28 protein-coding genes and 1 pseudogene are annotated in these 22938 nt (G+C 57.7%); 13 read left to right on the forward strand and 16 right to left on the reverse strand.

The annotated features are described in order from the left end of the window. Positions 1–48: 48 nt before the first annotated feature. Together VB780_RS02275 and VB780_RS02280 are read right to left on the reverse strand one after the other, a co-directional pair. Entirely contained in the window at positions 49–582 is a 534-nt protein-coding gene (locus VB780_RS02275) for a hypothetical protein (RefSeq protein ID WP_323349516.1), read from the reverse strand. 130 nt (positions 583–712) lie between these two features. Then, entirely contained in the window at positions 713–1654 is a 942-nt protein-coding gene (locus tag VB780_RS02280) for a glycosyltransferase family 9 protein (protein WP_323349517.1), read from the reverse strand. Between the two features lie 146 nt (positions 1655–1800). On the opposite strand from VB780_RS02280, the gene ispD reads away from it, so the two are divergent. Then, entirely contained in the window at positions 1801–2493 is a 693-nt protein-coding gene (gene ispD, locus VB780_RS02285) for a 2-C-methyl-D-erythritol 4-phosphate cytidylyltransferase (protein WP_323349671.1), read from the forward strand. Between the two features lie 76 nt (positions 2494–2569). Here ispD and psb30 read toward each other — a convergent pair whose 3' ends face one another. Then, the gene (gene psb30, locus VB780_RS02290; protein ID WP_275337316.1) at positions 2570–2701 is read right to left on the reverse strand and encodes a photosystem II reaction center protein Ycf12/Psb30; all 132 of its coding nucleotides are present in this window, start codon (positions 2699–2701) and stop codon (positions 2570–2572) included. Positions 2702–2930: 229 nt separating this feature from the next. Here psb30 and VB780_RS02295 point away from each other — a divergent pair, with 229 nt between their 5' ends. From VB780_RS02295 to VB780_RS02305, 3 genes are all read left to right on the forward strand, one after another. Then, positions 2931–3287, forward strand: coding sequence for a YkgJ family cysteine cluster protein (locus VB780_RS02295; RefSeq protein ID WP_323349518.1), 357 nt, complete (start codon positions 2931–2933; stop codon positions 3285–3287). Between the two features lie 163 nt (positions 3288–3450). Beyond that, positions 3451–3804, forward strand: a complete 354-nt coding sequence (locus tag VB780_RS02300) for a TMEM165/GDT1 family protein (protein ID WP_323349519.1) — start codon at positions 3451–3453, stop codon at positions 3802–3804. A gap of 60 nt (positions 3805–3864) precedes the next feature. Further along, positions 3865–4146, forward strand: a complete 282-nt coding sequence (locus VB780_RS02305; protein WP_323349520.1) for a TMEM165/GDT1 family protein — start codon at positions 3865–3867, stop codon at positions 4144–4146. A gap of 4 nt (positions 4147–4150) precedes the next feature. On the opposite strand, the gene VB780_RS02310 is transcribed toward VB780_RS02305, so the two are convergent. The 4 genes from VB780_RS02310 to VB780_RS02325 all read right to left on the reverse strand — a co-directional run bounded on the left by VB780_RS02310 (position 4151) and on the right by VB780_RS02325 (position 7251). Then, positions 4151–5137: an L-lactate dehydrogenase gene (locus VB780_RS02310; RefSeq protein WP_323349521.1), complete on the reverse strand. Its 987-nt coding sequence runs from the start codon at positions 5135–5137 to the stop codon at positions 4151–4153. Positions 5138–5235: 98 nt separating this feature from the next. After that, the gene (locus VB780_RS02315; RefSeq protein WP_323349522.1) at positions 5236–6003 is read right to left on the reverse strand and encodes a lysophospholipid acyltransferase family protein; all 768 of its coding nucleotides are present in this window, start codon (positions 6001–6003) and stop codon (positions 5236–5238) included. Positions 6004–6184: 181 nt separating this feature from the next. Next, positions 6185–6718, reverse strand: a complete 534-nt coding sequence (gene tadA / locus VB780_RS02320) for a tRNA adenosine(34) deaminase TadA (protein WP_323349523.1) — start codon at positions 6716–6718, stop codon at positions 6185–6187. Positions 6719–6933: 215 nt separating this feature from the next. Further along, a complete protein-coding gene (locus VB780_RS02325) occupies positions 6934–7251 on the reverse strand; it encodes a Mo-dependent nitrogenase C-terminal domain-containing protein (protein ID WP_323349524.1) in 318 nt (105 codons plus the stop codon). Positions 7252–7737: 486 nt separating this feature from the next. Between VB780_RS02325 and VB780_RS02330 the strand changes: the two genes are divergently transcribed. The 4 genes from VB780_RS02330 (at position 7738) to VB780_RS02345 (ending at position 10273) form a co-directional block, all read left to right on the forward strand. Then, positions 7738–8007, forward strand: coding sequence for a YciI family protein (locus VB780_RS02330; RefSeq protein ID WP_323349525.1), 270 nt, complete (start codon positions 7738–7740; stop codon positions 8005–8007). 118 nt (positions 8008–8125) lie between these two features. Further along, on the forward strand, positions 8126–9025 hold the full coding sequence (locus tag VB780_RS02335) for a helix-turn-helix domain-containing protein (RefSeq protein ID WP_323349526.1): 900 nt from the start codon (positions 8126–8128) through the stop codon (positions 9023–9025). A gap of 78 nt (positions 9026–9103) precedes the next feature. Then, entirely contained in the window at positions 9104–9886 is a 783-nt protein-coding gene (tatC, locus tag VB780_RS02340; RefSeq protein ID WP_323349527.1) for a twin-arginine translocase subunit TatC, read from the forward strand. Positions 9887–10054: 168 nt separating this feature from the next. Continuing rightward, on the forward strand, positions 10055–10273 hold the full coding sequence (locus VB780_RS02345; protein ID WP_323349528.1) for a hypothetical protein: 219 nt from the start codon (positions 10055–10057) through the stop codon (positions 10271–10273). A gap of 49 nt (positions 10274–10322) precedes the next feature. On the opposite strand, the gene VB780_RS02350 is transcribed toward VB780_RS02345, so the two are convergent. The 3 genes from VB780_RS02350 to VB780_RS02360 all read right to left on the reverse strand — a co-directional run bounded on the left by VB780_RS02350 (position 10323) and on the right by VB780_RS02360 (position 14549). Then, positions 10323–11033: a tetratricopeptide repeat protein gene (locus VB780_RS02350; RefSeq protein WP_323349529.1), complete on the reverse strand. Its 711-nt coding sequence runs from the start codon at positions 11031–11033 to the stop codon at positions 10323–10325. 420 nt (positions 11034–11453) lie between these two features. Next, on the reverse strand, positions 11454–13808 hold the full coding sequence (pcrA, locus tag VB780_RS02355) for a DNA helicase PcrA (protein WP_323349530.1): 2355 nt from the start codon (positions 13806–13808) through the stop codon (positions 11454–11456). A gap of 72 nt (positions 13809–13880) precedes the next feature. Beyond that, positions 13881–14549, reverse strand: coding sequence for an AIM24 family protein (locus tag VB780_RS02360; protein ID WP_323349531.1), 669 nt, complete (start codon positions 14547–14549; stop codon positions 13881–13883). Here VB780_RS02360 and VB780_RS02365 point away from each other — a divergent pair. Next, positions 14542–14763 carry a hypothetical protein gene (locus VB780_RS02365; RefSeq protein ID WP_323349532.1) on the forward strand — a complete coding sequence of 74 codons (222 nt, stop codon included), beginning with the start codon at positions 14542–14544 and terminating at the stop codon, positions 14761–14763. The two genes, VB780_RS02360 and VB780_RS02365, sit on opposite strands and share 8 nt — an antisense overlap. Positions 14764–14851: 88 nt before the next feature. Beyond that, on the forward strand, positions 14852–15340 hold the full coding sequence (locus tag VB780_RS02370) for a DUF4168 domain-containing protein (RefSeq protein ID WP_323349533.1): 489 nt from the start codon (positions 14852–14854) through the stop codon (positions 15338–15340). Positions 15341–15481: 141 nt separating this feature from the next. Here VB780_RS02370 and VB780_RS02375 read toward each other — a convergent pair whose 3' ends face one another. Further along, positions 15482–16090, reverse strand: coding sequence for a hypothetical protein (locus VB780_RS02375; protein ID WP_323349534.1), 609 nt, complete (start codon positions 16088–16090; stop codon positions 15482–15484). 327 nt (positions 16091–16417) lie between these two features. Here VB780_RS02375 and VB780_RS02380 point away from each other — a divergent pair, with 327 nt between their 5' ends. Beyond that, entirely contained in the window at positions 16418–17452 is a 1035-nt protein-coding gene (locus VB780_RS02380; RefSeq protein ID WP_323349535.1) for a hypothetical protein, read from the forward strand. A 313-nt stretch (positions 17453–17765) separates the two neighbouring features. On the opposite strand, the gene VB780_RS02385 is transcribed toward VB780_RS02380, so the two are convergent. From VB780_RS02385 to tmk, 3 genes are all read right to left on the reverse strand, one after another. Further along, positions 17766–17987 (reverse strand): hypothetical protein, encoded by a 222-nt coding sequence (locus VB780_RS02385; protein ID WP_323349536.1) that lies wholly within the window; start codon positions 17985–17987, stop codon positions 17766–17768. 72 nt (positions 17988–18059) lie between these two features. After that, the gene (locus tag VB780_RS02390) at positions 18060–19019 is read right to left on the reverse strand and encodes a DNA polymerase III subunit delta' (protein ID WP_323349537.1); all 960 of its coding nucleotides are present in this window, start codon (positions 19017–19019) and stop codon (positions 18060–18062) included. Next, positions 18992–19687: a dTMP kinase gene (tmk, locus tag VB780_RS02395; protein ID WP_323349538.1), complete on the reverse strand. Its 696-nt coding sequence runs from the start codon at positions 19685–19687 to the stop codon at positions 18992–18994. The genes VB780_RS02390 and tmk overlap by 28 nt, the downstream gene beginning before the upstream one ends. A 198-nt stretch (positions 19688–19885) precedes the next feature. On the opposite strand from tmk, the gene VB780_RS02400 reads away from it, so the two are divergent. Further along, entirely contained in the window at positions 19886–20203 is a 318-nt protein-coding gene (locus VB780_RS02400; RefSeq protein WP_323349539.1) for a hypothetical protein, read from the forward strand. Positions 20204–20242: 39 nt separating this feature from the next. On the opposite strand, the gene VB780_RS02405 is transcribed toward VB780_RS02400, so the two are convergent. Both VB780_RS02405 and VB780_RS02410 read right to left on the reverse strand, forming a co-directional pair. Then, on the reverse strand, positions 20243–20698 hold the full coding sequence (locus VB780_RS02405; RefSeq protein ID WP_323349540.1) for an FHA domain-containing protein: 456 nt from the start codon (positions 20696–20698) through the stop codon (positions 20243–20245). A 364-nt stretch (positions 20699–21062) separates the two neighbouring features. After that, positions 21063–21281: pseudogene (locus VB780_RS02410) on the reverse strand (transposase); the annotation flags it as partial. Positions 21282–21564: 283 nt separating this feature from the next. Between VB780_RS02410 and VB780_RS02415 the strand changes: the two are divergent. Beyond that, complete coding sequence (locus VB780_RS02415; protein WP_323349541.1) at positions 21565–22929, forward strand: type IV pilus twitching motility protein PilT; 1365 nt, start codon at positions 21565–21567, stop codon at positions 22927–22929. The last annotated feature ends 9 nt before the right edge of the window (positions 22930–22938 follow it).

Raw genomic sequence — 22938 nt, forward strand, 5'->3', positions numbered from 1 at the left:
TTTACCCCACTAGGCCGGTTAGATCTGTCGGCCCAGCGGATTCATTCTCTAGGCTAGGTCATCGTCATCAGCGATGTCAGCGCTCACTGTCGCAACCGGAGATGGCAGTTCATCTGGGGTTGGTGGCTCAGCTGGAGCTGGCGGGCCACTGGGGGTTGGCGGCTCATCCGGGGTCGGAAACGGCGGCGTTACGGGCGGTGAGGGAACCGGAGGAGCGGATGGCTGAGGCTCGGGTTCTGGGATGCCCAACTGCTGGCGAGCCTGGGCCAGCAGGTAGGCGGCGCTGGACTGCACGCTATCGAACAGCGCTTGCCCCGTAGAGGTCATCGACTGGGGCTCGGTGTTGGGGTCTTTTTCGCTAAGGTTGACATACCAGGCGCGGGTGCTGCGCCCCAGGCCAACGGCGGTGCGGTAGAACCATTCGCCAGCCACAAAGGTCAGGCAAAGCACCAGCCACAGCAGCAGGCCCACTTCACGCAAAATATCCCAGGTGCGGGCCAGGGTCTTTTTGTAAATGTCGCCGGTATCGGCGGAAAACAATAGCTGGCTAACAATACTGGCCTGTTCTTTAATCTTGTCCATAGGTGTCAACGCTTCAATGGCTGGTCATAGTCAGGAAATGACGTCCCTCTGCTGACATGGTAGGTGCAGCGTCTATGGGGCGGCTATAAAAAGTTAATGTCAGAGAAAGCTTTGCCCTAAAGCCTTGCCCTCATGAGCCCTCGCTCCAGATTTTTTTGAGCACCTGGTCGGGGGTAATGTCGGCCAGGGTGCCGGTGGCAGAAGTGAGGGCGACCAGGCGATCTTCTCCAGCGGCAATGGCCTGGGCCATACTATCGCCTGTAAACAGCCCGAGGGTATAGACATTGAGGGCGATCGCCAGCGCTAGGGGGTACCCCTCTACCGCTACTAATAGATTAGCGGCGGCAATCAGTGCTGCCGTCTGTCCTGGGGTATCGGGTCGCAAAATCTTAAGATTGGGCACGGCACTGGCGATCGCCACCGTCTGAGGTGCCGCATCGTCGGTTTGCAGCAGGGCCAGGGGCATATCGGGCTGGCGCTGCTGAAAGTCTTTGAGAATGGCAATCCAGCTTTCGGTGGGGTAGGTCGTGCCGCTGGCAGTGGCCCCGGGATAAACCAGCACATAGCCATTCGTGAGCCCGTTGCCCTGACGGATGGCGTCCACGGCGGTTAAGTCTTTGCGCGGCACATTGACCGAGAGGGCAGGCGGTGTACTGGTGACATTGATCAGCTTGAGCAGATCGCTGTGGTGGGCCGGCTCAGCAGAACGGGGGGCTGTTGCGGTCAGCAGTAGATCGTTGGCCGACCCGCTGTAGCCCAAACGTGTAGGCACGCCGCTGAGCCACAGCAGCAGGGCTATAGACCAAGAGTCGGTCAGGGTGAGGGCGGCGTCGAACTCGCGATCGCGCACGATCCCCAGCAGGTTGGCCCAGTCGGCGGGGCTGTTGCTGGCCTCAAAGTTGTAGGGCACCACCTCGGTGACCCCCTTTGAGAGCTGATAGATAGCCGTAGCGCTAGGGGGCGCAACTACCGATACCTCAGCGTTTTCAAAGCTATCCTTGATCTGATTAACGATCGGAAAGAAGCTCAGCTGAGTCTCCGTTTCTCCTGGAACAAGAGCCAGTACCCGCATATGTTACGTCCATGCCTGTTCGCAAGTATTGTAGTGGAACCTGGCCAAGGTTTAGGGGATATCTGGCTTACAAAATGAATTAAATTTCTTCAAAGGGGATAGAAATTCCCCAATTTACTAGCCCGTTACGGTTTTGCCCTGTGTCTATGCCCTCTGTTTACGTGCTCATCCCCGCCGCTGGCAGCGGCCGCCGCATGGGGGCCAATCGCAACAAGGTCCTTCTCGATCTGCTGGGGCAGCCCATCATCGCCTGGACGTTAGAGGCTGCGGCCAAGGCCAAGGCAGTGGTGTGGATTGGCGTGGTCTGTCAAGGGAGCGATCGCTCTGCTTTGGAGGCGATCGCCAATACCCTAAACCTGTCTAAGCCAGTGACCTTTATCGACGGCGGCACCACCCGCCAAGCATCGGTTTACAACGGGCTGCAAGCGCTGCCGCCCGAGGCTACCCACGTCCTGATCCACGACGGGGCGCGCTGCCTGGCCACCCCCGACCTGTTTGATCGCTGCGCCGTCGCCCTAGCCACCTGCCCTGGCCTGGTGGCGGCGGTGCCGGTCAAAGACACAATTAAGGTCGTAGATGCCGACCAGCGCATTGAGGCCACCCCCGATCGCCAGCGGCTGTGGGCCGCCCAAACCCCCCAGGGCTTTGATGTGGCCCTGCTAAAGCAGGGCCACCAGCAGGGCATTGACCAGGGCTGGATCGTCACCGACGATGCCGCCCTGTTTGAAAAATGCGACCTGCCGGTACAGGTGGTGCCCGGCGAAGAAACCAACCTCAAGGTGACGACGCCGATGGATTTAGCGATCGCCGAATTCATACTAAAACAGCGCCTGGGTTAGCCAAGAGGCTCCCAAGCGCTGTTGTGGCCTAAGTCCCAGGATTTTAGTCCTAGGATTTGCCTCTGGGGCGGCGACGCTAGAGGTCGCCGCCGCGCAAAAACAGCAGAAACACAATCGCTGGGCCAGCGATGACAATCATGGCAAGCATGGTCAACTGAGCAATAAGCTCAAAATTAATGCTGCTCAAAAAACCACTCAGAAAGCTCATGAAACCTCCCAACACAAGGCGACTGGACTGATATAAACTTCATTCAATCCCAAAAGTAAGGCTGCGCCTATAGAGAGCTACAGACCCCGCTCTGGGCTTGGTGTAAAGCTTGCTTATCGGGCTCATTTTACCTGCTAACGCGGCCCCTATTTTAGATAACTTAACAAAATTCTAAGGCAGCATCCGCTGCCGCCCAGACGCTAGGCCCGAGACGGCCAAAGGAGACCCAATGGCCACCTGGCAATGTGTAAAATCCTGCGGGGCCTGCTGCTTCCTATCTCCCGACGAGCGCCCCGACTTAGAGTCGTACCTCGCCCCTGACCAGCTGGCGCTGTACCTGAGCATGGTGGGCGAAGATGGCTGGTGCATTCACTACAATGCGGGCGATCGCCTCTGTAGCATCTACCCCGACCGCCCCAGCTTTTGCCGAGTCACCTTTAGCACCTTCGAGACTATGTTTGGCGTTGAGGCCGACGAACTCGACGATTTTGCCATCGATTGCTGCCAAGAACACATTGCGGACATCTACGGCGAAGCCAGCCCGGAGATGGAGCGGTTTAATCAGGCGGTGGGAGTAGAGGAGTGAAGGAAGATGAGGAGGTAGGGAATGTGAGGGGATGGGGTTGCGATTGGGTTGACTCTTGCAGATAATGAAAGCATTATGAAATATCCGGCAGTACTCAACGGTCTTGGCGTTGCTCTGTGGCTGGCCTGGGCGATCGCTTAACTAGCCTGTCTTTTACCCCATCGTGTCTATTTCTAGTCCTCTTCCTCCCTCCCCTGCCAGCGCTGAGGCCAAGCCCTCTGCGACTCTCAGTCGAGCAGCCTTTTGGCGGGTTTTTGGCTCTACGTTTATCACTATTTTTTTAGCTGAGCTGGGGGATAAAACCCAGGTGACTACGCTGCTCATGAGCGCCCAGTCTCAGTCTCCCTGGATTGTTTTTTTAGGGGCTGGCACCGCCCTAATCGCCACCAGCCTGATTGGCGTACTGCTGGGGCAGTGGCTAGCCCGCCGCGTTTCCCCTGCCACCCTCGACACCGCCGCCGGAACCATGCTGCTCGGCATCACTGTCTGTCTTCTCTGGGATATCGTCCATTTGTAGCCTGGGCGGGCACACAGGCACCGCCCCTACACCCTACCTATCCACTCACTCACCGACTCCATGGACTGGAACCTCCTCGCCCTCAGCTTTACCGCCGTGTTCATTTCAGAACTGGGGGATAAGAGCCAGCTGGCGGCGATCGCCCTCGGCGGTAGCTCAAAGTCTCCCCGCGCCGTCTTTTTGGGTACCGCCGCTGCCCTGTTGCTGGCCAGCTTTCTGGGGGTAGTCGTCGGAGAAGGCACCGCCCAGGTTTTACCAGAGCACCTGGTCAAAGCCGTTGCTGCCATTGGGTTTGCCCTACTGGCCGTCAAGCTGCTGTGGCCCGCAGCCAGTACTGACTAAGCGGTTAAAACTGAATGCGATCGATCACCTCTCGCAGCGTCTGAGCCGAGTGCTGAAGCAATTCCTCTTCATAGGGACTGAGCAATATATTTAACCGACGGCTCACCCCCATACGCCCCACCACCGCTGGAACACTCAGGCACAGGTCTTGGACGCCAAAGATTTCGTCAATCACGCAGCTTACCGTCAACACCCGGTTTTGGTCGCGCATAATCGACTGCACAATCTGCGTCACCGCCAGCCCCACGGCATAGTTGGTGTAGCCCTTGCGGCGAATGATTTCGTAGGCCGCATTTTTGGTCTGCTGAAAGATCTCGTCCATCGCCTGGCGATCGCCCTCCGCCATGCCCTCGTAGTAGAGAGGGGTGCCGCAGACGTTAGCATGGCTCCAGAACGGTACCTCGCTGTCGCCGTGTTCGCCAATAATGTAGGCGTGCAGGCTGCGCGGGTCAATACCCAGCCGACGCGATAGCAAATACCGAAATCGCCCCGTATCCAGCACTGTCCCCGAGCCAAATACCCGAGCCTTGGGCAATCCCGACAGCTTCCACGCGGCGTAGGTGAGCACGTCTACGGGGTTAGACACCACCAGCAAAATGGCCTCAGGGCAGTGGGCCACAATGTCAGGAATCAGCTTTTTGAGAATTTCGACGTTTTTTTGCACCAGATCCAGGCGGGTCTCGCCCTCTTTTTGGGCAGCCCCAGCGGTAATCACCACCACATCGGCCCCGGCAGCATCGGCCATGGTGCCCGCCTTGATCGACGTTGGCTCTACGAATGACATGCCCTGTTCTAGATCCATCACCTCGCCGATCAGCTTGTCCTGGTTGATATCCACCAACACCATCTCATCCAGCACGTTTTGGATCATCATGGCGTAGGCGCAAGCCAGGCCCACCTGACCGGCCCCTACAATGACTCCCTTAAGGGGTCGCAGCGGGTCAGAAGACAGATCACTCAGCGGATTGGGAGTAAAAAGGCTATCAAACATAGGACATCCTGATTTACGGGGCCAACGCCTTTAATAAACCACGCTCTAGTCAGGTTGTCCTGTCATCAGCACTTCAGACAGCTTAAGGACAGCTGGGTTTAGGACGACACAGAGGTTTCCGATGCGACATTATTGTCGTGCCGAATGCTGACCATGCTCTCTAAACAAACCTTCAGATCCTTAGTCAGTTGTGCGGCTCCCGCCTTCAGCGCCTCAGGAGACTCGTCACTATGCAGGTATGCTTCTACCGGCAGCGGTGCACCAATGTGAATTTGGGCTGGGCTGCGCCAGCCTGGGTAGGCCGCGCCGTAGTAAATGTCTACTGGCAGCACCTGCACCCCCAGACCAGCTTTAGCAGCCTCGGCCTGCACAGCCAGTCTAGCTAGCCCAGGCTTGAGGCCATGAATTTTGTCTTCTCGGCGAATGCCCCCCTCGGGGTAAATCACCAGCATTTCGCCCTCTAGCAGCAGTTCGATGCCGTGGCGCAGGCTGGCCACCGTGGGTCGCCGCACGTTGACCGCAAAGCCCCCCAATCGACGAATAAACCATCCCTGCACGCCCTTAACTTCATCAGCGGTGACCATGAAGCGCAAGTCGCGGCCTGTAACTGCTCGGCCAGCGGCGTAGGGCAGCAAAATCGAGTCCCAGCGGGCGCGGTGGGTAGGGGCCAAGATTACCGGGCCAGCGGTGGGCACATGGTGCTGGCCTGTAATCGTAATAGGGCCAAAGTAAGCGGGCACTACCAGGTGCTGACCCAGAAAATAGGCCAGAGGAGTTAAGACGGGTGAACAGCGAGACTGGGAAGGCACAATGGCACCACCCTTAACCAATGCAGCAGACGATTCAGGAAGCTCAGAGGATTTCATAGGAAGGCGTAATGCAGGAGCCATGATCAGCTAAATCCTATAGTGCCGATACCAGGCTTTCCCAGTATGCCCGGCGCTGACCGTCATACAGCCCACAACCGGAAACAAAACAGGTCTAACCCTGGTCTATTGCTTTACGCTACAGCCCCTCCTGCGCGATGCAACCCTGGCTCAGGACAGTTCAGGCGGTGTCATGGTCAGAGAGGGGGCGGCGATTTTCTCGGCGGCGCTGCTGAAACCACTGCTGCAGCTGCTGCCGACAGGGTTCGGCTAACAGGCCGGGCACCACCCTCAGCCGATGGTTAGAAGCGGGGCCATCGGGCAGGTTTAGCACCGATCGCACCGCTCCAGATTTGGGGTCGTGGGCACCGTACACCAGCAGCCCCAGACGGCTTAAAACAATGGCCCCGGCACACATCGGGCAGGGTTCGAGGGTGACGTAGAGAGTGCACTCGTTGAGATGCCAGTTGCCCAACTGGCGGGCAGCCTCCCGCAAGGCCAGTACCTCAGCATGGGCGGTAGGGTCTTGATCCTGCTCCCGCCGGTTGCCCGCCTCGGCCAGCACCACCTCGCCGGGGCCAACCACCACCGCCCCCACCGGCACATCCCCCGCAGCACCTGCGGCCTCAGCCAGTTCTAACGCCCGCAGCATCCAGGGATGATGGCGTAGAGCAGTCTCGTCCTCTAGGTCAGCGGAGGGTAGGTTGTAGGGCATAGTCAAACAGTTCAGCTATCAAAGTGCAGCTATCAAAATGAGATGCCGCCTGACGGTGATCAGGCCAAGGCGTTTTTTAGCATTATCCACCCAAAATAAACCCCCTCCTTAGACCAAAGGCCTTCGGAGGGGGAGATGTTTAGACGCAACGCAGTCTGTATCTTTGTGCCCAGGCCAGATTAAACGCCAGACAATGCAACCTTTCGAGCCAGCCTTCAGATGTAGGCCGAAATATCTTCGCCGCACTCGTCGGCTAGATAGCACAGGGCCCGAAACCGCAGCTCGACCAGTTCGTTGTAGATGGGGTTGAGCTTACACAGGGGCGGAATGTGGGCAACCGAGCGCCCCAACAATACGATGTCGCGTTCAAAGGGGCACTGGGCGGGGATCAGCTCTGCCACCTTGCGGGCGCGGCGGGGAGTCTCTACCCGCAGGTGGCTAACCCACTGGCGCAGCGGGCGAAACAGGTCTAGGGGAAGGGTTTGACCCACTGAGTGCAGCCCCTGACGGAGAGAAGATAGCAAGCGTTTCATAGTTAAACCTCTCGCAAGTCCAACAGTTGAGACTGTCTGAGAAACAGGCGAGCATTGAGCCGGACTTGGTATGGAAACTCAATACTCGATGGAGCGAACATAGACACAACTTAGATGTTGGTGAGCCTTTTGCTTAAGCTAAAGAATTCCCTTAGGTATCGGGTAAAGCATCAACAAAGCTCGGTGGATTTCAACTAAAGCTCCGGTAAAGAGCAACTTCAATAGGGCCAAGGTTAATTCCGGAAAGGTCTGGTATATATGAGCTATCGGCCACTGCGGCAGCAGATGCAGCGAAATAATATCGAGTAGTTTTACCGAAGCGGCCTGTACTCAATTATTTAGAACGGAAGCGGCTTTTGCGTGTATGTCATGACAGTTTTGCAACTGGGTTATACAGCCCATCAGTCTTGCTCAGACAGCAATTTTTCTGTATAGAACACTACTTAATCTGATACCATCGGCGATGAACTTTTAAGGCACTCAGCTATGGCTAAATATGTGATGTGGGGCCGCTACTGCGAAGACGTGCTTGAAAGGCGCGCTCCCTTTCGAGAGGCCCATCTCCAGGGGTTGCAACAGCAAAAAGACAATGGCCTGCTCGTGGCCCTAGGCCCGACCACCGACAACACCCGAGTATTTGGCATTTACGAAGCCGACAGCGAGGCAACGGTGCGGCAGCTAGTCGAAGGCGACCCCTATTGGCAAAACGGTGTTTGGACTGAGTACGAGATCTACGCCTGGAACCAGGTGTTTTGAACCGGCTAGAGGTTTTCAATTGCTCTGGCTACATTGGCGGTCATTTCCCATTAAAATAACCAGGTTCGGATTCATCACTCGGGGTATAGTTCCCCGTAGTGTCGTTCAGTGAGGTGCCGTGGCTAAGTTAGCTCCTACCCAAGTCGAGCAGCTCCAGAGCATCGGGGCGTATCTGCGCCAGGTGCGTCAAGAGCAGGGGTTGGCCATCGACATGCTGGCCAACCAGATTTTTATCCGCCCGGCTCTGTTAAAAGCGCTGGAGGCAGGGAACGATGCTGAGCTACCTGAGCCGGTGTTTATTCAGGGGTTTATCCGTCGCTATGCAGAAGCCCTAGGGCTCGACGGTCAGACCATTTCCCAAGAATTTCGGGTTACGCCGGTCAATGTGCTGCCCACCCCTGAGCTAATCGAACGGGTCGACACCAACGGCGCTGCCAAGCCCGAACCTCGCCCTGCCCCTCAGATGGTCGATCGGGTCGATCGCACCCCCTCGACGGCAAAAATCCCCTCAGAAAATCGCTTGTCGCTGCCGCTAGTGCTGAGCCTGGTGGCCCTAGCGGCGGTTTTGGGGCTGGGGGCCTGGGCTCTTTTTGGCCGCAGCAACGAACCGTCTCGCGCCAACAATGACAATTCGGCGGCGGAGACAATTCCTGAAACGCCGAGCACTGATGCCGAAGTCCCAGAACCAGCAGAGACTGCTCCTGATGAACCGCTAGAGACCGAGGATGAAGAGGCTAGCGCCCCTCTAGAAGCGCCTGTGGTGGTCAGCGCCAACCTGAGTGAACGCGCCTGGCTGAGCGTCGTAGCCGACGGCGAGAATGTCTACGAGGGTGTTGCCGAGAGCGGTTTTGAAGAAACCTGGACGGCCCAAACCAGCTTGACCTTTAGGACGGGGAACGCAGGCGGGGTAGAGTTGTCGGTCAATGGCGATCGCGCCGTCGTGATGGGCGACTCAGGAGTAGTTAGAACCCTGACCGTGACCCCAGACTCTGGGGTAGAGAGCGTTGAATCGCCTTAGCCTGGGCCGTCATCACAAGCTGACTAAATCATGGGCTTACAATAGAAGCGATCGCCCTACTGCTTATTTGCCCAACCTATGACACCGCCCACCGAGCTTGAGACTGCCACCACCAAGACGGCTATCCTTAACGGTGGTGCCGACGACCTCGACGATGTGCCCTACGATGTCGAGATGTCGCTGTTCGACCATCTGGAAGAGCTACGGCAGCGCATTTTTTACAGCCTAATTGCCGTGGTGCTGGCCATTGTGGCCTGCTTTTGGCAGGTCAAGCCCATCGTCAGCCTGCTGGAGGTGCCGGCCCAGGGGGTTAAGTTCTTGCAGCTGTCGCCGGGGGAGTACTTCTTTGTCTCCTTTAAGGTGGCGGGCTACAGCGGTCTGGTGGCGGCTAGCCCGTTTATTCTCTACCAGGTGGTATTGTTTGTGCTGCCGGGGCTTACCCGCCGAGAGCGGCGGCTGGTAGGGCCGCTGGTGCTGGGGTCGAGCGTGCTGTTTTTTGCTGGGCTAGCTTTTGCCTACGTGGCGCTAATTCCGGCGGCGCTGAACTTTTTTATCAGCTACGGGGCCGATGTCGTTGAGCAGCTCTGGTCGATCGATCGCTACTTTGAATTTGTGCTGCTGCTGCTGTTTAGCACCGGGCTAGCCTTTCAGATTCCCATTCTGCAAATGCTGCTGGGGCTGCTGGGGATCGTCAACTCTGACCAAATGCTGAAGGGCTGGCGCTACGTCTTACTGGGGGCAGCGGTGCTGGGGGCGGTGCTAACGCCCTCGACCGACCCGGTAACCCAGAGCTTGTTAGCAGGGGCGGTGCTGTTTCTCTACTTTGGCGGCATTGGTCTGGTGAAGGCGATCGGGCGGTAATGAGTGGATAAGTGGGTGAGCAGGTGGGTGGATGCTGTGTCAGTGAAGGGTTTGGGAAGGGTTTGGGACGACGGAGCTGGTCGAGATTAGACTCTAGCTTTTAGCGGATTCCCTTTCTGAGAGCTTTCAGGTTAGGATCAAGCCGTCGCTACGGACTGGCTATACCCAATGTTTTTAGACGAGCTCACTCCCTTTGTGCAAGAGTTAACGGCTCACCCGGTGGCGTTTTTGGGCGGGCTGGCTTCGGGCCTGCTGCGGCTCAGTCTATCGGATGACCCGGTCAGAAGCTGGCTGCAAAACCAGGGGGTCACTCCTACGGGTGGCGGCGGCGGTACGACCTGGGGCAGCGATCGCAACGGCGGCCCCCAAAGCATTTCAATTGACTAGTTGGATACTAGGCGCTCTCCCTTGGCGGGCTGGGGCCATAACTGCTGGATTAAGCCCAACTCTGCTGGGGCAGCAGCTCCTCGGCCCAGCGATTGACTCGCTGCACTAAAGTTTGGAGCTGCTCGCTTGCCTGATGGGCTGCTGCTGCTGCCAAGGTGCGGCGGTAGTCGGCGATCGCGCAGTTCCAGTCGCCGCGCAGATGGTAGGTGCGGCCTCGCTCGGCGTAGATAAACTCCGGCAATTGGTGAAACATTAGAGCTTCTTCAAAGCAGTCGAGGGCGCGATCGAAGTCGCCCATCTGCCTTAACGTAGCCCCCAGATTAATGCGGGCTCGGCTGTTGAAGGGGTTGAGGTCTACGGCCTGTTCGTAGTCATCAAGGGCGGCGGGCAGATCGCCCAGGGCCGCATGGCACATGGCCCGGTTGTTGTAGGCCTGGTCGAGGTCTGGGTTGAGGGTGATGGCGCGATCGCAGTCGGCCAGGGCCATAAGGGGTTCACCTAGCCATAGGTGAACCAGCCCCCGATTGCTGTAGTACATCGCCCGCTGGGGATGCCGCTCGACAAGCTGATTCAGCAGCGTTAGGGCCTCAGCATACTGCTGCCGACTGACTGCCGCCGCCGCCAGCCGACTCAGGGTATCGTCGTCGGTGGTGTAGGCTCCGGTCACCGAAGCGTGGGTAGCGGCTGGGGTGCTAGGGCTGGCCTGGGTCTGCCGGGGAAGCGTGCAAACCAGAGGCTGCTGTGGTCGGTAGATGTGCATGGTTGTAGTCCTGTCGTGTGCTCATAACCGTGAAACCAATCCAGCGGGCTTGCAGGAGTTGGCAACCCCTCGACCCGTATCGTCTAAGCAGGAACTTCCATAGAGTCCCATCTTGGTTGCCACGGTCTAGACAGACCTGTGGCAGTTATCGAGCTGGCTAAACCCATCTGCAAAGGCCGACCGTCAACCATTGGCCTGCGTTTGACCGTTAACCTGACCGATGCCGCTATAGTCGCATCTCCGCTTCGAGGCCTAAACCGAAAAAAAACGGAGGTTAAAACCGCTTTTTAGCGGCCTACCTCGGTTTAGGGTCATAACCTAAGGGAATATACGCAGAATCTCTATGTACTTTCTTGTGCTTAGGTGAGGCTTTCGTAACCACCTGAGTATTTGTCGGGCATTCGAGGGTTTGAGCAATGCCTACTCGGCCCGCTGCAGCGCCGAGATCTTAGGGTCGATGATCTTACGGCCCTGCCCAGGAAAGTTGATCGCCAGACAAATCTTGTTGCCTGCCCCAAAAATGTGGGTAACTTCTCCGGCGCCGTAGGCCTTATGCACCACCACATCCCCCACAGTCCAGTCTGACTCGTGGGCCCCGCTACCGGGTTTAGCGGCGGCCTCGCTGCGGTTGCGGGCTTCGCGGATGGGGGTGCTCCACTTTTGAGGCAGGCCCGTGGTGCTGTTGCCGGTGACCAGATCGAGGGGTAGCTCGCTCAAAAACAGCGAGGGGCTGGCGGGTTCGCGGCTGCCGTAGAGGCGGCGGGCACGGGCGTGGGAGATGAACAAGCGCTCCCTGGCGCGGGTAATGCCGACGTAGCAGAGGCGGCGCTCTTCTTCCGTAGCGGCAGGGTCTTCGAGGGAGCGATGGTTGGGGAACAGGCCCTGCTCTAGGCCAACCAGGAACACCACGGGGAACTCCAACCCCTTGGAGGAGTGCAGAGTCATCAGCGAAACGGCGTTTTTACCCTCTTTGTTGTCATCCATGTCGGAGGCCAGGGAGGCGTTGGACAAAAAGGCCAGCAGCGATGGATCGTCTACGTTTTCTTCTTCAAATTGCAGCACAGCGTTGTAGAGCTCCTGCACGTTACCGAAGCGATCGTCGGCTTCGTCGGTGCCTTCGGCCTTGAGGGCCGCCAGGTAGCCGCTGTCTTCGAGTACCCCCTGAATAATGTCAGAGCCTTTTTGGGTGTCCATATCCTGACGGTACTTTTTGATTAGCTCGGCGAACTCCAGCACGCCCTTGGCCGATCGCCCCGCCAGCGTTTTCACCGAGGTATCATCGGCCAAAATCTCCCACAGGGGAATGCCGCCCAGGGTTTGGGTAGCCTGCTCTAGCTTGTCGATGGTGCCCTTGCCGACACCGCGCCGGGGCACGTTGATCACCCGCTTAAGGCTGACGGTGTCGAAGGGGTTGGCGATCGCCCTTAAATACGCCAGCACGTCTTTGATCTCGCGGCGATCGTAGAACCGCAGCCCCCCTACCACCTGGTAGGGAATGCTGTAGCGGGTCAGCACCTCCTCAAAGGCGCGGGATTGGGCGTTGGTGCGGTAGAGAATGGCAAAGGCACCCCAGTTCAGCTCGGGGTGCTGGGTTTCGAGATTGCGAATCTGGCTAACTACAAAATCGGCCTCGGCGGTTTCATCCTCGGCGCGGTAGACGTAGATGCTCTCGCCCTCGCCCCGAGTAGCCCGCAGCACCTTGTCAATGCGCTCGGTATTGTTTTCGATCAGGTGGTTGGCGACTTCGAGAATGTTGGAGGTGGAGCGGTAGTTTTCCTCCAGCTTGACCATGCTGCGGGTATCGTCGTCGGGCAGACCGTCGCCAAAGTCATCCTGAAAGTTCATCAGAATGGTGAAGTCGGCGGCGCGGAAGGAATAGATGCTTTGATCGGCATCCCCGACCACAAAAACCGAGCGGTGATTCCAGTCTTTATAGGTACCAATAGATTCCCCGTTGGTGGCCAGCAGGCGAATCAGGTCGTACTGGGTGCGGTTGGTGTCTTGATACTCATCCACCAAGATGTGGCGAAAGCGCTTGTGCCAGTAGGCGAGAACCTGCTCGTTTTGCTGAAACAGGTGCACAGGCATCAGAATGAGATCGTCAAAATCGAGGGCGTTGTTCTCTGCCAGAGTCTTTTGATAGTGGCGGTAGACATCGGCGATCACCCGGCCCCGATAGTTGGGCTGTTCTTTTTCGAGTTCGTCGGGGGTGAGGTTTTGGTTTTTGGCATTGCTAATGGCAAAGCGCACCGATCGCGGGTTGAACTTCTTATCGTCCAGATTCAGCGTCTGGGTGACGATGGTTTTGACTACCCCCTGGGCATCGGACTCGTCAAAAATAGAGAAATTCTTGGTCCAGCGATACCCGGTGGGGTGCTGGTATTTCTCAATATCAAAGCGCAAAATGCGGGCGCACAGCGCGTGAAAGGTACCAATCCACAGGTGTTTGGTGACGGTTTTGTAGACCTGGGATCGCAGCTTGGTCTGCTCGTACTGGGGCAGCGACGAGAGAGCTTTGCCGTGGCGAGCCTGGGCGTCTTGCTCGGCAAACAGCACCTCAATACGCTCCTTCATTTCCTTAGCGGCCTTATTGGTAAAGGTCACCGCCAGAATGTTGTCGGGGTCGGTTTTGTGGGTGAGTACCAGGTTGGCGATGCGGTAGGTGAGCGCCCGAGTTTTGCCCGACCCCGCCCCCGCCACCACCAGCAGCGGGCCGCAGTAGTGCTCGACGGCTTGGCGTTGGGCGGGGTTGAGCAGGGCGAGAAAGTCAGTCATCGGTAGCCGAGGGTTTTTGCCTATTTAGTATGACACTGGCCGAGGTGAAACGATGGGCCTATGCTGCCTACCCTAGCTAGCGGTTCTCGCCGCTGAGGCCGCTACCTGACGCAGCAGCAGCACTTGCCAGTAGGGAATCGGGGCCAGCAGCACCGTGCCGTGCCCTTCAAAAACATTGACGAGAAACTCCCCAGAAGTCATGGAGCTCACCATCGATTTGGTGGCTTTTTCGACCCGGTAGCTGAGGGTGCTGGTGCGGGCGATCGCAAAGCTACCGTCTACCACCAGACGCTCCCCCCGCAGCGCAACGGTTTCCACGGGGCCTTGGGCCACCATTACCACCTGGCCACGGCCCTTTACCTTGGTTTGAAACAGCCCTTCACCACCCACCATACCGCTCAACAACTTATTGCGTTCAACGGCAATCTCAACGCTGCCTTCGCTGGCCCAATAGGCACCTCGATCTAGAATCCACTCTTCACCCGAAAGATCTAACGTGTGATATCCAGACAGCGATGGCGCTAGATAGAGATCCCCTGTGCCGGTGTAGGTAGGCCGAAAGATATTTTCCCCGGTCGCTAAAGATTTCAGAAAACCTCCCGCTGAGGGGGGGTGAGTCTGCATCGTAATAGCGCCTCGCATGTAGTGCAGGGCCCCTGATTCAGTCCGCACGGTCTCGTTGTTTAAAGTGACTTTGACTAGCCTTGTCCCTTCTCGCTCAATAATTTCGAAGTTGGCCATAGGAACCTCTGAGACAACACCAAATTCGGCTCAGCCTGGGCACGGCAGCCCCGACCCTAGCCATCCTAGCTTTGTCAGCGATCGCCCCACAGCTGACTCTCTGACCGGCATTTTCTCTAACAGCCTGCGGGTACAGAGTCGCACCGTTTTGGCAGCGGCGGGGGTCACACCATCGTCACAGGGCTGTCATGTCGCTGTCATGATTGCCCCCTAGGGTATCAACCCATGGGCATCCAGCGCGGTGCCTGGTGTGAATCTCCCCAGTGAGGTTTGCGACTGACGATATGCGAGGATTATCGCCTATGAAACCTTCCACACTGTTTAAAGGTCTGCTAGCCGCCACCCTGCTGCTGGGGGTTCCAGCCGCTGCCGTGGCCCAGGAGCAAGAGACACCAGCGCCAGCACCAGCTCAAGCTGCTCCGATAGAGGTAACTGAGACTCAAATCGACCAGTTTGTTAGCGCTTACCAGGCGATTCAAACCATTCAGCAGGCGGTGCAGGCCGACCTGGTGGCCGCTGTAGAAGCCCAGGGGCTAACGGTGGATGACTACAATGCGATCGCAGAATCGCAGCAGTCTCCCGAAGCTGCCGCCGAAGTTCCTCCGGAGCAGGTCGAACAGTTTGCGGCGGCGGCGGAACAGGTTGCGACCCTGCGAGAGGGCGCTCGAACTGAGATGCAGGCCGCCATTGAGGCTGAGGCGCTGACCGTTGAAGAGTTTGAGCAGATTATGGCCCAGGCCCAGGCAGACCCCGCTCTGCAGCAGGTGATTGTCGAGCGGCTGGCCGAGTAGTTGGTACGGTAACTCAGAGCCTTGATTGCTCTAGACCTTAGGGTCTGGAGACTGAGAGCCTAGATTTAGGTCAAAGCCCTGCTTCAATTCGCATTGAAGCAGGGCTTTGATGCGTTAAACCGCCAGGCCCAAGCGCTTTTACTAGGGGCAAGTGATTGGCGTTACGTTACTGCCAAGACCGTTGGTGCCAGTGCGGGCAATCCAGCCGGTACTGCCGTTATAGATCGTCACCTGCATCCAGCGGCGACCGTCTGCGGAGGTTTGCTGAGTCGGTGGGTTAGTGCTGGCGATCACCGTGTTGCCTACGTTGTAGCCAGCGACAGCGCTAGAGCTAGCGGTGGGGCTAGACCTAACTACCAGTTCACGATCGGCCCTAAAGCAGGCTCTGGTAGGAGGAGTCGGAGTGCCGCCACAGGTGGTCAAAACACTGGCGTTAATCCATCCTACGGGCTGGGTCGAAGACAGATTGCCGCTGCTGAGAAAGACCTGTGCTCGCCCTGGGGAGACCGCCCCGGTGAGCCTGACCTGGGTGCCCGCCTGGAGGGTGCCAATGCGGGTGGAGATCGGCCCTAGGGTGGAGTTATCAAATACCTCAGTCGCTTGGTTGAGCTGACGACAGCCCCGAATCAGTGCCGGATTCTCGGTTAGCGCCCGGGTGTTTTGGGCGAAGGCCGGGGTTACCGACAGCGATCCCGTGGACAGTAGCGCGATCGCTCCCCAGGCAAATTTCCGCAACGTTTTGGATGGCATAGACAGTCCTGATCCCTATATATATGGGCTATTTGAGGTCTAATCACAGGGTTCACCCGGCCATCCTACCACCCGCAAAATTAATTCTCGTGACGGCTTTCACGAAGCTTATCGAAGGGGTTACAGACGCGTTCTGGGGCGCTGAGTTGAGAGAATCTTGACCCGACCAACCCGATCGACCATCCCTAGGTTGGTGGTACGAGTTGAGCCCCGTTGCGATCGCACCGATGAACCTGAACCAGTCGCTAACCAGGGCGCGGTAACGGAGACAGACGTGGGAGAATAAACACCCTGTGCGCAAATGGTAACAACGGTATGACGGCGGCAATGCCCTATTCTTCTGAGGTAATTGAGTCAGCGATGCAGGCGGGGGAGCTGACCTTTGCCCTCCCCGATCCCACCGACGAAAACATCTCTGACTATGAGTTTAACCAGCAGATGGAGGCGGCCTGGCAGGTGTGCGATCGCTTTGACCTGCAAACCGACATCTGGCGGGGGAGGATTCTCAGGACGGTGCGCGATCGCGAAAAGCGCGGCGGCGACGGGCGCGGCACCGGCTTTCTCAACTGGCTCAAAGACCGCGAAATCACCAAAAGCCATGCCTATAACCTGATCGAACTGGCGGAAAGCGCCGATCAACTGCTCGATGCGGGCATGCTCACCCCCAAGGAGGTGAACCAGTTCAGCAAGCGCGCCTTTGTCGAAACCGCCAAATCGGCCCCCGAAGTGCAGCAACTGGTTAGCGACTCCGCCCGCAAAGGCGACCACATCACCCGCCGCGAAGTGCGCCAGGTGGCCAACGAGTGGGCCGCCATGACCTCCGATTTAATCCCCGAAACCCTGCGGGAAAAAGCCGCCAACAACACCATCCCCACCCGCTACATCGCGCCCCTGGTCAAGGAGATGGAAAAGCTGCCCCCTGTCCACCAAAGCACCCTCAAAACCGAAGTAGAGCTGAATCCTGATTTAGACACTCTCAAACAGGTCACCGCCGAAGCCCGCTACCTGTCGAAGTATTTAGCCTCCGCCAACCAGGTGCAGCTGCTCGAAGCCAGCGGCATCGACCTAGAACTCGCCCTCGAAGAAGCACTGCGGGTGGGCTGTCTAAATTCTGCCGCCGACATGGTGGCCCAGGCCGCCCAGATCGAGCAGACCGCCGTCAAGCTTTTCACCGCCTGGAAGCGGATCAACCAGCTGGCAGAACGGGTATTTGTGGACAGCGGCGAGAGTACCCCCAATCTGCGCGCCCTGCTCACCGCCCTCGGCCCCGTCACCAGCGAAACCGTTCAGGTACGCCTGGGCGAAATCGACAGCGTCACCGCCCAAACCATCCGCTGGCGACTCATGGTAGAAGAGGATTGAGCGATCGCTCGATTGAGAATAGTACGGCTCTGACGAGAATCTTCCGATGGCTGAAAATGTTGCAGCATTCTAGGAAAAGCTATTTCAAAAGAGCGGCATATGCATCGTGGGCACCCACCCAAAACCAATAGTGATCGTCACCTTTCTTGATAGCCAGCGCTCGGTATCCACCCGTAATGCGCACAGACCAAAGATTTTTGCCAACTTTCTTAAAGTGGAGAGACGGATGTAGAGAATTCTCTTGCCAAAGCCGATAGGCCTTTCTGACTCGCTCTTTTTCATCTAAATTCAGTGCTGCATAAGCCTTCCAAAATCAGGAGTGGTGAAGGACTTCATCTAGCCCCCTTACTTCGCCAGCAGCAATAACTGACTCTGCCTTGGCCATCAGCTCATCCAAGTTCCCAGACGATAGATCAGCTTCAATCTGCCGATCCCATAGCCCATCCAGGTAATCTTGTAGCCAATGGAAAAGCTGGCGAAGGTCATCTTCGGCCAATTGTTTAATGGCAGTCTCTATCTCTAGCAGTGTAGCCATGGAACGTCTCCACGCTTCTGGTTAGTCTCAATATAGCGGTCAACAATAGGGTAAAAGACAGCTAGAGGACAGTTACGGTGTTGCTTCCCATAGCTGCATGAGCGTTACTTCCCACACTAGCCGAGGGTTCACAAAGCGGCGTAAATATCCCTTGGCGGTTTCAAATCCAGGGAGCCAACGGGCACTGTTAGCGGGGTAGCTCTGCCAGTACCAGTTGAGTAGGTAATCGAGCAGCCAGAGCTGCGATTCGGTATCTAGCGTCTTAGCCACCTGGCGACCTTGTTCTAGAGCCTCGCGCAGGCTGCGGGGGGGCTGGTGTAGGGCGGTGAGTAGGTTAGCGGGAATGGCTTGAAGCTGTTGGTAGGCGGCGATCGCACCCCCCGGACTTCCCTGGGCCATCGCCAAAATCTGCGGCTGCTGTAGCACCTCTGCCTGTCCCACCCGCTGGAGCACCGTTGCCATATCCGTTGGGTTCAGCCGCTGAAAGGCGATCGTCTGACAGCGCGACACCAGAGTGGGTAGCAGCGATTGCGGGCCAGGAGCCAGCAGAATAATGGTGGCATGACCTGGTTCCTCCAGGGTTTTCAGCAGGCCGTTGGCGGCTCCCTCGGCCATGGTTTCAGCGGCCTCAATCACTACCACGGCACAGGGCGATTCTAGGGGCGGACGACTGAGGAACTGGGCAATCTGTCGCACCTGCTCTAGGCGAGTTTGGGGCGGGCTCTTGCGGGCGAGCCCTTCCTCCGCTGCCTGAGAGGCTCCGATCAGCTTGCTCTGGTGCAGATAGGTGGGTTCAACCCACAGCAGATCAGGGTGGTTGCGCTGGGCAATGCGTCGCCGTAAGGCAGGGGCCACCATAGTCGCTGGGGCCAACAAAATCTCCGCAAAGCGCTCTGCGGCCACGCGCCGCCCAATCCCGTGGGGGCCAGCAAACAGGTAGGCAGGGGCGATCCGCTGTTGATCCACCGCGCGACAGAGCAGGGCAACGGCGGTATCTTGGCCTACTAGGCCATCAAACTGGGGGCGTACCACTGCTGTAAATACCTATCGATAACGGTAAAAATGTCGGCGGCCACGGCCCCGACATCGGCGGCAGCATCAATCGCCACAATTCGGTCTGGGTGCTGTGCCGCCAATGTCTCAAAGCCCTGCTGCACCCGCTGGTGAAAGGCCAGATCGGCCTGCTCCATGCGATCGGCGGCTCCGCGCTGGCGGGTGCGGGCCAGACCAGTAGCGGCATCGAGCTTGAGCCACAGGGTGAGGTCGGGCTCTAGGCCACCTGTGGCCACCTGGTTGAGCTGGTCAATCAGCGCCAGATCAAGGCCGCGCCCGTAGCCCTGGTAGGCGACGGTGGAATCAGTGTAGCGATCGCACAGCACCCAATATCCCCTTGCCAAAGCAGGCTTAATCAACTCTTCGACATGCTGGGCGCGATCGGCGGCATAGAGCAGCAGCTCTGCCCGGCTGGCCATCGGTGCCCCACCGTGGTAGCCCAGCAAAAGCTGACGTAGCCCCAACCCCAGCTCTGTTCCCCCCGGCTCGCGAGTGACGAGAACTTGGGGAATTAGACCCTGTCGCTGGAGCTGCTGAAGGCGATCGCTCTGCTCTAAAGCCCCATGCAGCTGCTTGAGCTGGGTCGATTTGCCGCAGCCCTCCACCCCTTCAAACACCAGCAGCTTACCCGCCATAGTTTGTCCCAATATCGCCTCTCCAGCTTACAGACAAGGGGGCCACCCGCCCTAGGGACAGCTCAGCCCCCCAGCGAGCTATGGTATACATTAAGATACAAACCGGACTGGTGCATACTAAGGTCAGGGGTGTAGCAATGGGCTTGTCACCACAGGTCTACCATGACCATGCATTACCCTGTAGTTACAACGGTCTCAGCGAGGACGCCTATGGCCCGGTATACCAACACACTTCCTGTCTCTGCCGCCACCGCTCGGCTGCGCGACGCCATTGTTAGCTCACTGCAAGCCTGTGGGCTCAATATGGTCTACGAAACTAGCGACTACCTGATGGCCAAAGAACAGCCCGGACAGGTATCTCTGGCCCAGCTCACCACCATTGAGGTGCTGATCAACCCGCCTACGGTAGCTGCCGACGCTGCTCTGGTAAACCTAGTCGTCAGCAACGAAGAACTTCCTCTGCACCGCAACAATCACTGCGAGCAGGTGTTCAGCACCATAAATGAGGCCATTGTGGCCTTAGTGTAAGGCTCAGAACACCATCTAGCAGCTGCCCTTTGCAGCTGTCTAAATTTGGGTATCGTCGTCTAGACTGTCTGACTCCTCGTCACCCTCTTCCACCATGTTGGGGCTAATCAGGGTGATATCAAACTCATCGGGAGGCAGGGTCGACTGACTATCACGCTTTAGCTGGTAGTAGATAGCGCGAGCTTGCGGACCAAACACGATCTCATCTTCATTTTTGAGATCGTGGGCCTGCAGCTTGCGGCCGTTGATCAGCATTCCGTTAGCGCTGGGTTTACCCTTCAGATTGCCATCAACGATGCGGTAGTAAAACGTATCGTCATCCTTCGGCAGTTGTACTAGGGTGGCGTGGTGCCGCGACACGAACTGAGACGACAGGCGAATGTCGCACTTGGGATCTCGCCCAATGGAATATACCGACCCATCCAAGACAATTTCTCGGCGGCCTTTACTGTCTTCAACAATGAGAATATTACTGAGTTTGGTGTGGAGTGGCATGCGCTGACACTAGCAAAAACGGAGCTTAGAATCGGTTGAGAATGGAACGACGACCTAAATCACCAGGGAAACATAGAACCTATCGCGTTTACCCACCCCATCGCCGCGATCGCTCCTATAGACCAGACCTACCCACCGCAGATAAAGCCCAAACCTAAGCTCACTTACGCCAGCTTACCTTCAGCCAGGAGGGGCAAGCCCTAAGGGTGCGCCTAACAGTTGCTCTAGTCTACCCCCTAGTTGTCTTGCCTGAATGGTAGCAGAATCTTTCTTCGGTGATTAACGAGTTAACCGGTATCGATCAAGAATAATTGACCCATCGATCCGTGAGACAGCTTCAGGATTGGAAGTCAGGATTGGAAGTTTAAAGCCAAAGCATCATGGCTGCAATCGTCAGCATGGCGAGATAATTGACCGCTCGTTTCTCATAGCGTGTGGCAATGCGCCGATACTGCTTCAATCGATTTAGCGTACGCTCGACCCGATTTCGTTCTCGATAGGCGGCGTGGTCAAAGCGAGTGCCCTGGCGAGATTCATCTGCCCGACGGGGAATCACGGCGCCAATCCCCCGCCGTCGCAGACGTTTAAGTGTACTAATCTACACTCCCATCGTATCGCCGGTTTTAAAACACTGCCTAGCACATTAGGGTGCTAATTGGGCACAGGTTGTATACTCAGGGGTGATAACCAGCCCAGCAAATACTGCGATCGCTCCTTTGACTGTCGTCGCATCGCCGCAGGTGATGGGCTAGCTAAGTTCTGCACCCAATGTGGGCAACCTGACTGTATTCCACGGGTAGACGGGCCCCTGTCCCTGCCCAGCTGTTGTACCTGTCGCTGTCGAGTCCATCATGGAGAACCCTTTTATGGCTGAGTTACCCAACGCCCCTGGGGCCCAACCGGCACCACCGCCCCCACCGCCCCCGCCCCAGACGGCGGCCCAGGCCCAGGCCTCAGCCCAGGCCCGGGCTCAAGCCGCCGCTCGGGCAGCGGGGCAAGCAGCGGCCCAGGCGGCGGCTGGGCAAGCTCCGGCGGCCCGTCAGGCTCCAGTAGGCCAGGCCCCAGCGGCAGCTCCTCAGGCTCCCCCGGCACCGGCACCGGGCCAGGCGCGTCACCGCCCGGCGTCACCGCCCCCCATGCCCAAGGCGGCAGAGACCCTCAAGGTGAGCGGCGGGCCGACCCTTGAAAAAATCGTGCGCGAGGCCTTCGATAAGGGCTTTTCGGATGTTCACCTGGGGGTGGGGGAAATTCCTCGGTTCCGCGATCGCGGCGATATTTCAACCACCGAGTACCCCGTTACCGACGAAGCCACCTTTTATTCTTGGCTAGGGGAAATTCTCAAGCCCGACGAAATTCAAGAATTTCGCCAAACCCTTGACTTTGACGGAGCCGCCCAGTACGACTTCACCCGCATCCGGATCAACATCTTTGACGCCCTGCGCGGCCCGGCCATGGTGCTGCGTTTAATTCCGGTGAAAATTCTCACCCTCGACCAGCTGGGGTTCTCGCCCATCTTTCGGGATGTGTGCCACTACCACAAGGGTCTGGTGCTGGTGACGGGGCCGACGGGCTCGGGTAAATCGACCACTATGGCGGCGATGATTGACTACGTCAACACCGAGATGCCCAAAAACATCATCACCATCGAAGACCCGGTGGAATTTGTGCACCAGAGCAAGCGATCGCTGGTCAAACAGCGGGAAGTGGGCATGCACACCCAGAAGTTCGACAACGCCCTCAAGGCCTCCCTGCGGGAAGACCCCGACATCATTCTGGTGGGTGAAATGCGGGACAAGGAAACCGTTAACACCGCCCTGAAAGCGGCCCAAACGGGTCACTTGGTAATGGGTACCCTGCACACCAACAGCGCCGTCAAAACCGTAGAGCGGATTCTCAACCTCTATGAACCCGAGCAGCAGGCTCCGGTGCGGGTCTCATTGGCTGAGTCGCTGGTGGCGGTGATTGCCCAGGGCCTCTGCCGCACCACCGACGGCAAGCGAGCCGCCTTCCACGACATCTTGATCAACACTGATGCCATCAAAGACTATATTCTGCGGGGCCAGCTCGACGAGGTCGAAGCGCTGATTCCCAAATGTACCTTCGACGGCATGTGCACCATGAACCAGTCGCTCTACGCCCTCTACGAGTCAGGGCGCATCACCGAAGAGACCGCGCTGGAAATGTCGCCCAAGCAAAATGAGATGGCCCAAATGCTGCGCGGCCGTGTCTAACGGCACCGC

The organism is Leptolyngbya sp. CCNP1308 (assembly GCF_034932455.1).
Taxonomy (GTDB): Bacteria; Cyanobacteriota; Cyanobacteriia; order Phormidesmidales; family Phormidesmidaceae; genus Nodosilinea.

Coding starts and splice junctions, on each gene's coding strand:
- VB780_RS02280 (WP_323349517.1), bottom strand. CDS start 1,654: ATGCGGGTACTGGCTCTTGTTCCAGGAGAAACGGAGACTCAGCTGAGC.
- tadA (WP_323349523.1), bottom strand. CDS start 6,718: ATGCCCTACAACCTACCCTCCGCTGACCTAGAGGACGAGACTGCTCTA.
- VB780_RS02380 (WP_323349535.1), top strand. CDS start 16,418: ATGCCCTATTCTTCTGAGGTAATTGAGTCAGCGATGCAGGCGGGGGAG.
- VB780_RS02275 (WP_323349516.1), bottom strand. CDS start 582: ATGGACAAGATTAAAGAACAGGCCAGTATTGTTAGCCAGCTATTGTTT.
- VB780_RS02330 (WP_323349525.1), top strand. CDS start 7,738: ATGGCTAAATATGTGATGTGGGGCCGCTACTGCGAAGACGTGCTTGAA.
- VB780_RS02345 (WP_323349528.1), top strand. CDS start 10,055: ATGTTTTTAGACGAGCTCACTCCCTTTGTGCAAGAGTTAACGGCTCAC.
- VB780_RS02375 (WP_323349534.1), bottom strand. CDS start 16,090: ATGCCATCCAAAACGTTGCGGAAATTTGCCTGGGGAGCGATCGCGCTA.
- VB780_RS02415 (WP_323349541.1), top strand. CDS start 21,565: ATGGCTGAGTTACCCAACGCCCCTGGGGCCCAACCGGCACCACCGCCC.
- VB780_RS02325 (WP_323349524.1), bottom strand. CDS start 7,251: ATGAAACGCTTGCTATCTTCTCTCCGTCAGGGGCTGCACTCAGTGGGT.
- VB780_RS02315 (WP_323349522.1), bottom strand. CDS start 6,003: ATGAAATCCTCTGAGCTTCCTGAATCGTCTGCTGCATTGGTTAAGGGT.
- VB780_RS02295 (WP_323349518.1), top strand. CDS start 2,931: ATGGCCACCTGGCAATGTGTAAAATCCTGCGGGGCCTGCTGCTTCCTA.
- VB780_RS02360 (WP_323349531.1), bottom strand. CDS start 14,549: ATGGCCAACTTCGAAATTATTGAGCGAGAAGGGACAAGGCTAGTCAAA.
- VB780_RS02310 (WP_323349521.1), bottom strand. CDS start 5,137: ATGTTTGATAGCCTTTTTACTCCCAATCCGCTGAGTGATCTGTCTTCT.
- psb30 (WP_275337316.1), bottom strand. CDS start 2,701: ATGAGCTTTCTGAGTGGTTTTTTGAGCAGCATTAATTTTGAGCTTATT.
- VB780_RS02400 (WP_323349539.1), top strand. CDS start 19,886: ATGGCCCGGTATACCAACACACTTCCTGTCTCTGCCGCCACCGCTCGG.
- VB780_RS02350 (WP_323349529.1), bottom strand. CDS start 11,033: ATGCACATCTACCGACCACAGCAGCCTCTGGTTTGCACGCTTCCCCGG.
- tatC (WP_323349527.1), top strand. CDS start 9,104: ATGACACCGCCCACCGAGCTTGAGACTGCCACCACCAAGACGGCTATC.
- ispD (WP_323349671.1), top strand. CDS start 1,801: ATGCCCTCTGTTTACGTGCTCATCCCCGCCGCTGGCAGCGGCCGCCGC.
- VB780_RS02405 (WP_323349540.1), bottom strand. CDS start 20,698: ATGCCACTCCACACCAAACTCAGTAATATTCTCATTGTTGAAGACAGT.
- VB780_RS02305 (WP_323349520.1), top strand. CDS start 3,865: ATGGACTGGAACCTCCTCGCCCTCAGCTTTACCGCCGTGTTCATTTCA.
- VB780_RS02370 (WP_323349533.1), top strand. CDS start 14,852: ATGAAACCTTCCACACTGTTTAAAGGTCTGCTAGCCGCCACCCTGCTG.
- pcrA (WP_323349530.1), bottom strand. CDS start 13,808: ATGACTGACTTTCTCGCCCTGCTCAACCCCGCCCAACGCCAAGCCGTC.
- VB780_RS02385 (WP_323349536.1), bottom strand. CDS start 17,987: ATGGCTACACTGCTAGAGATAGAGACTGCCATTAAACAATTGGCCGAA.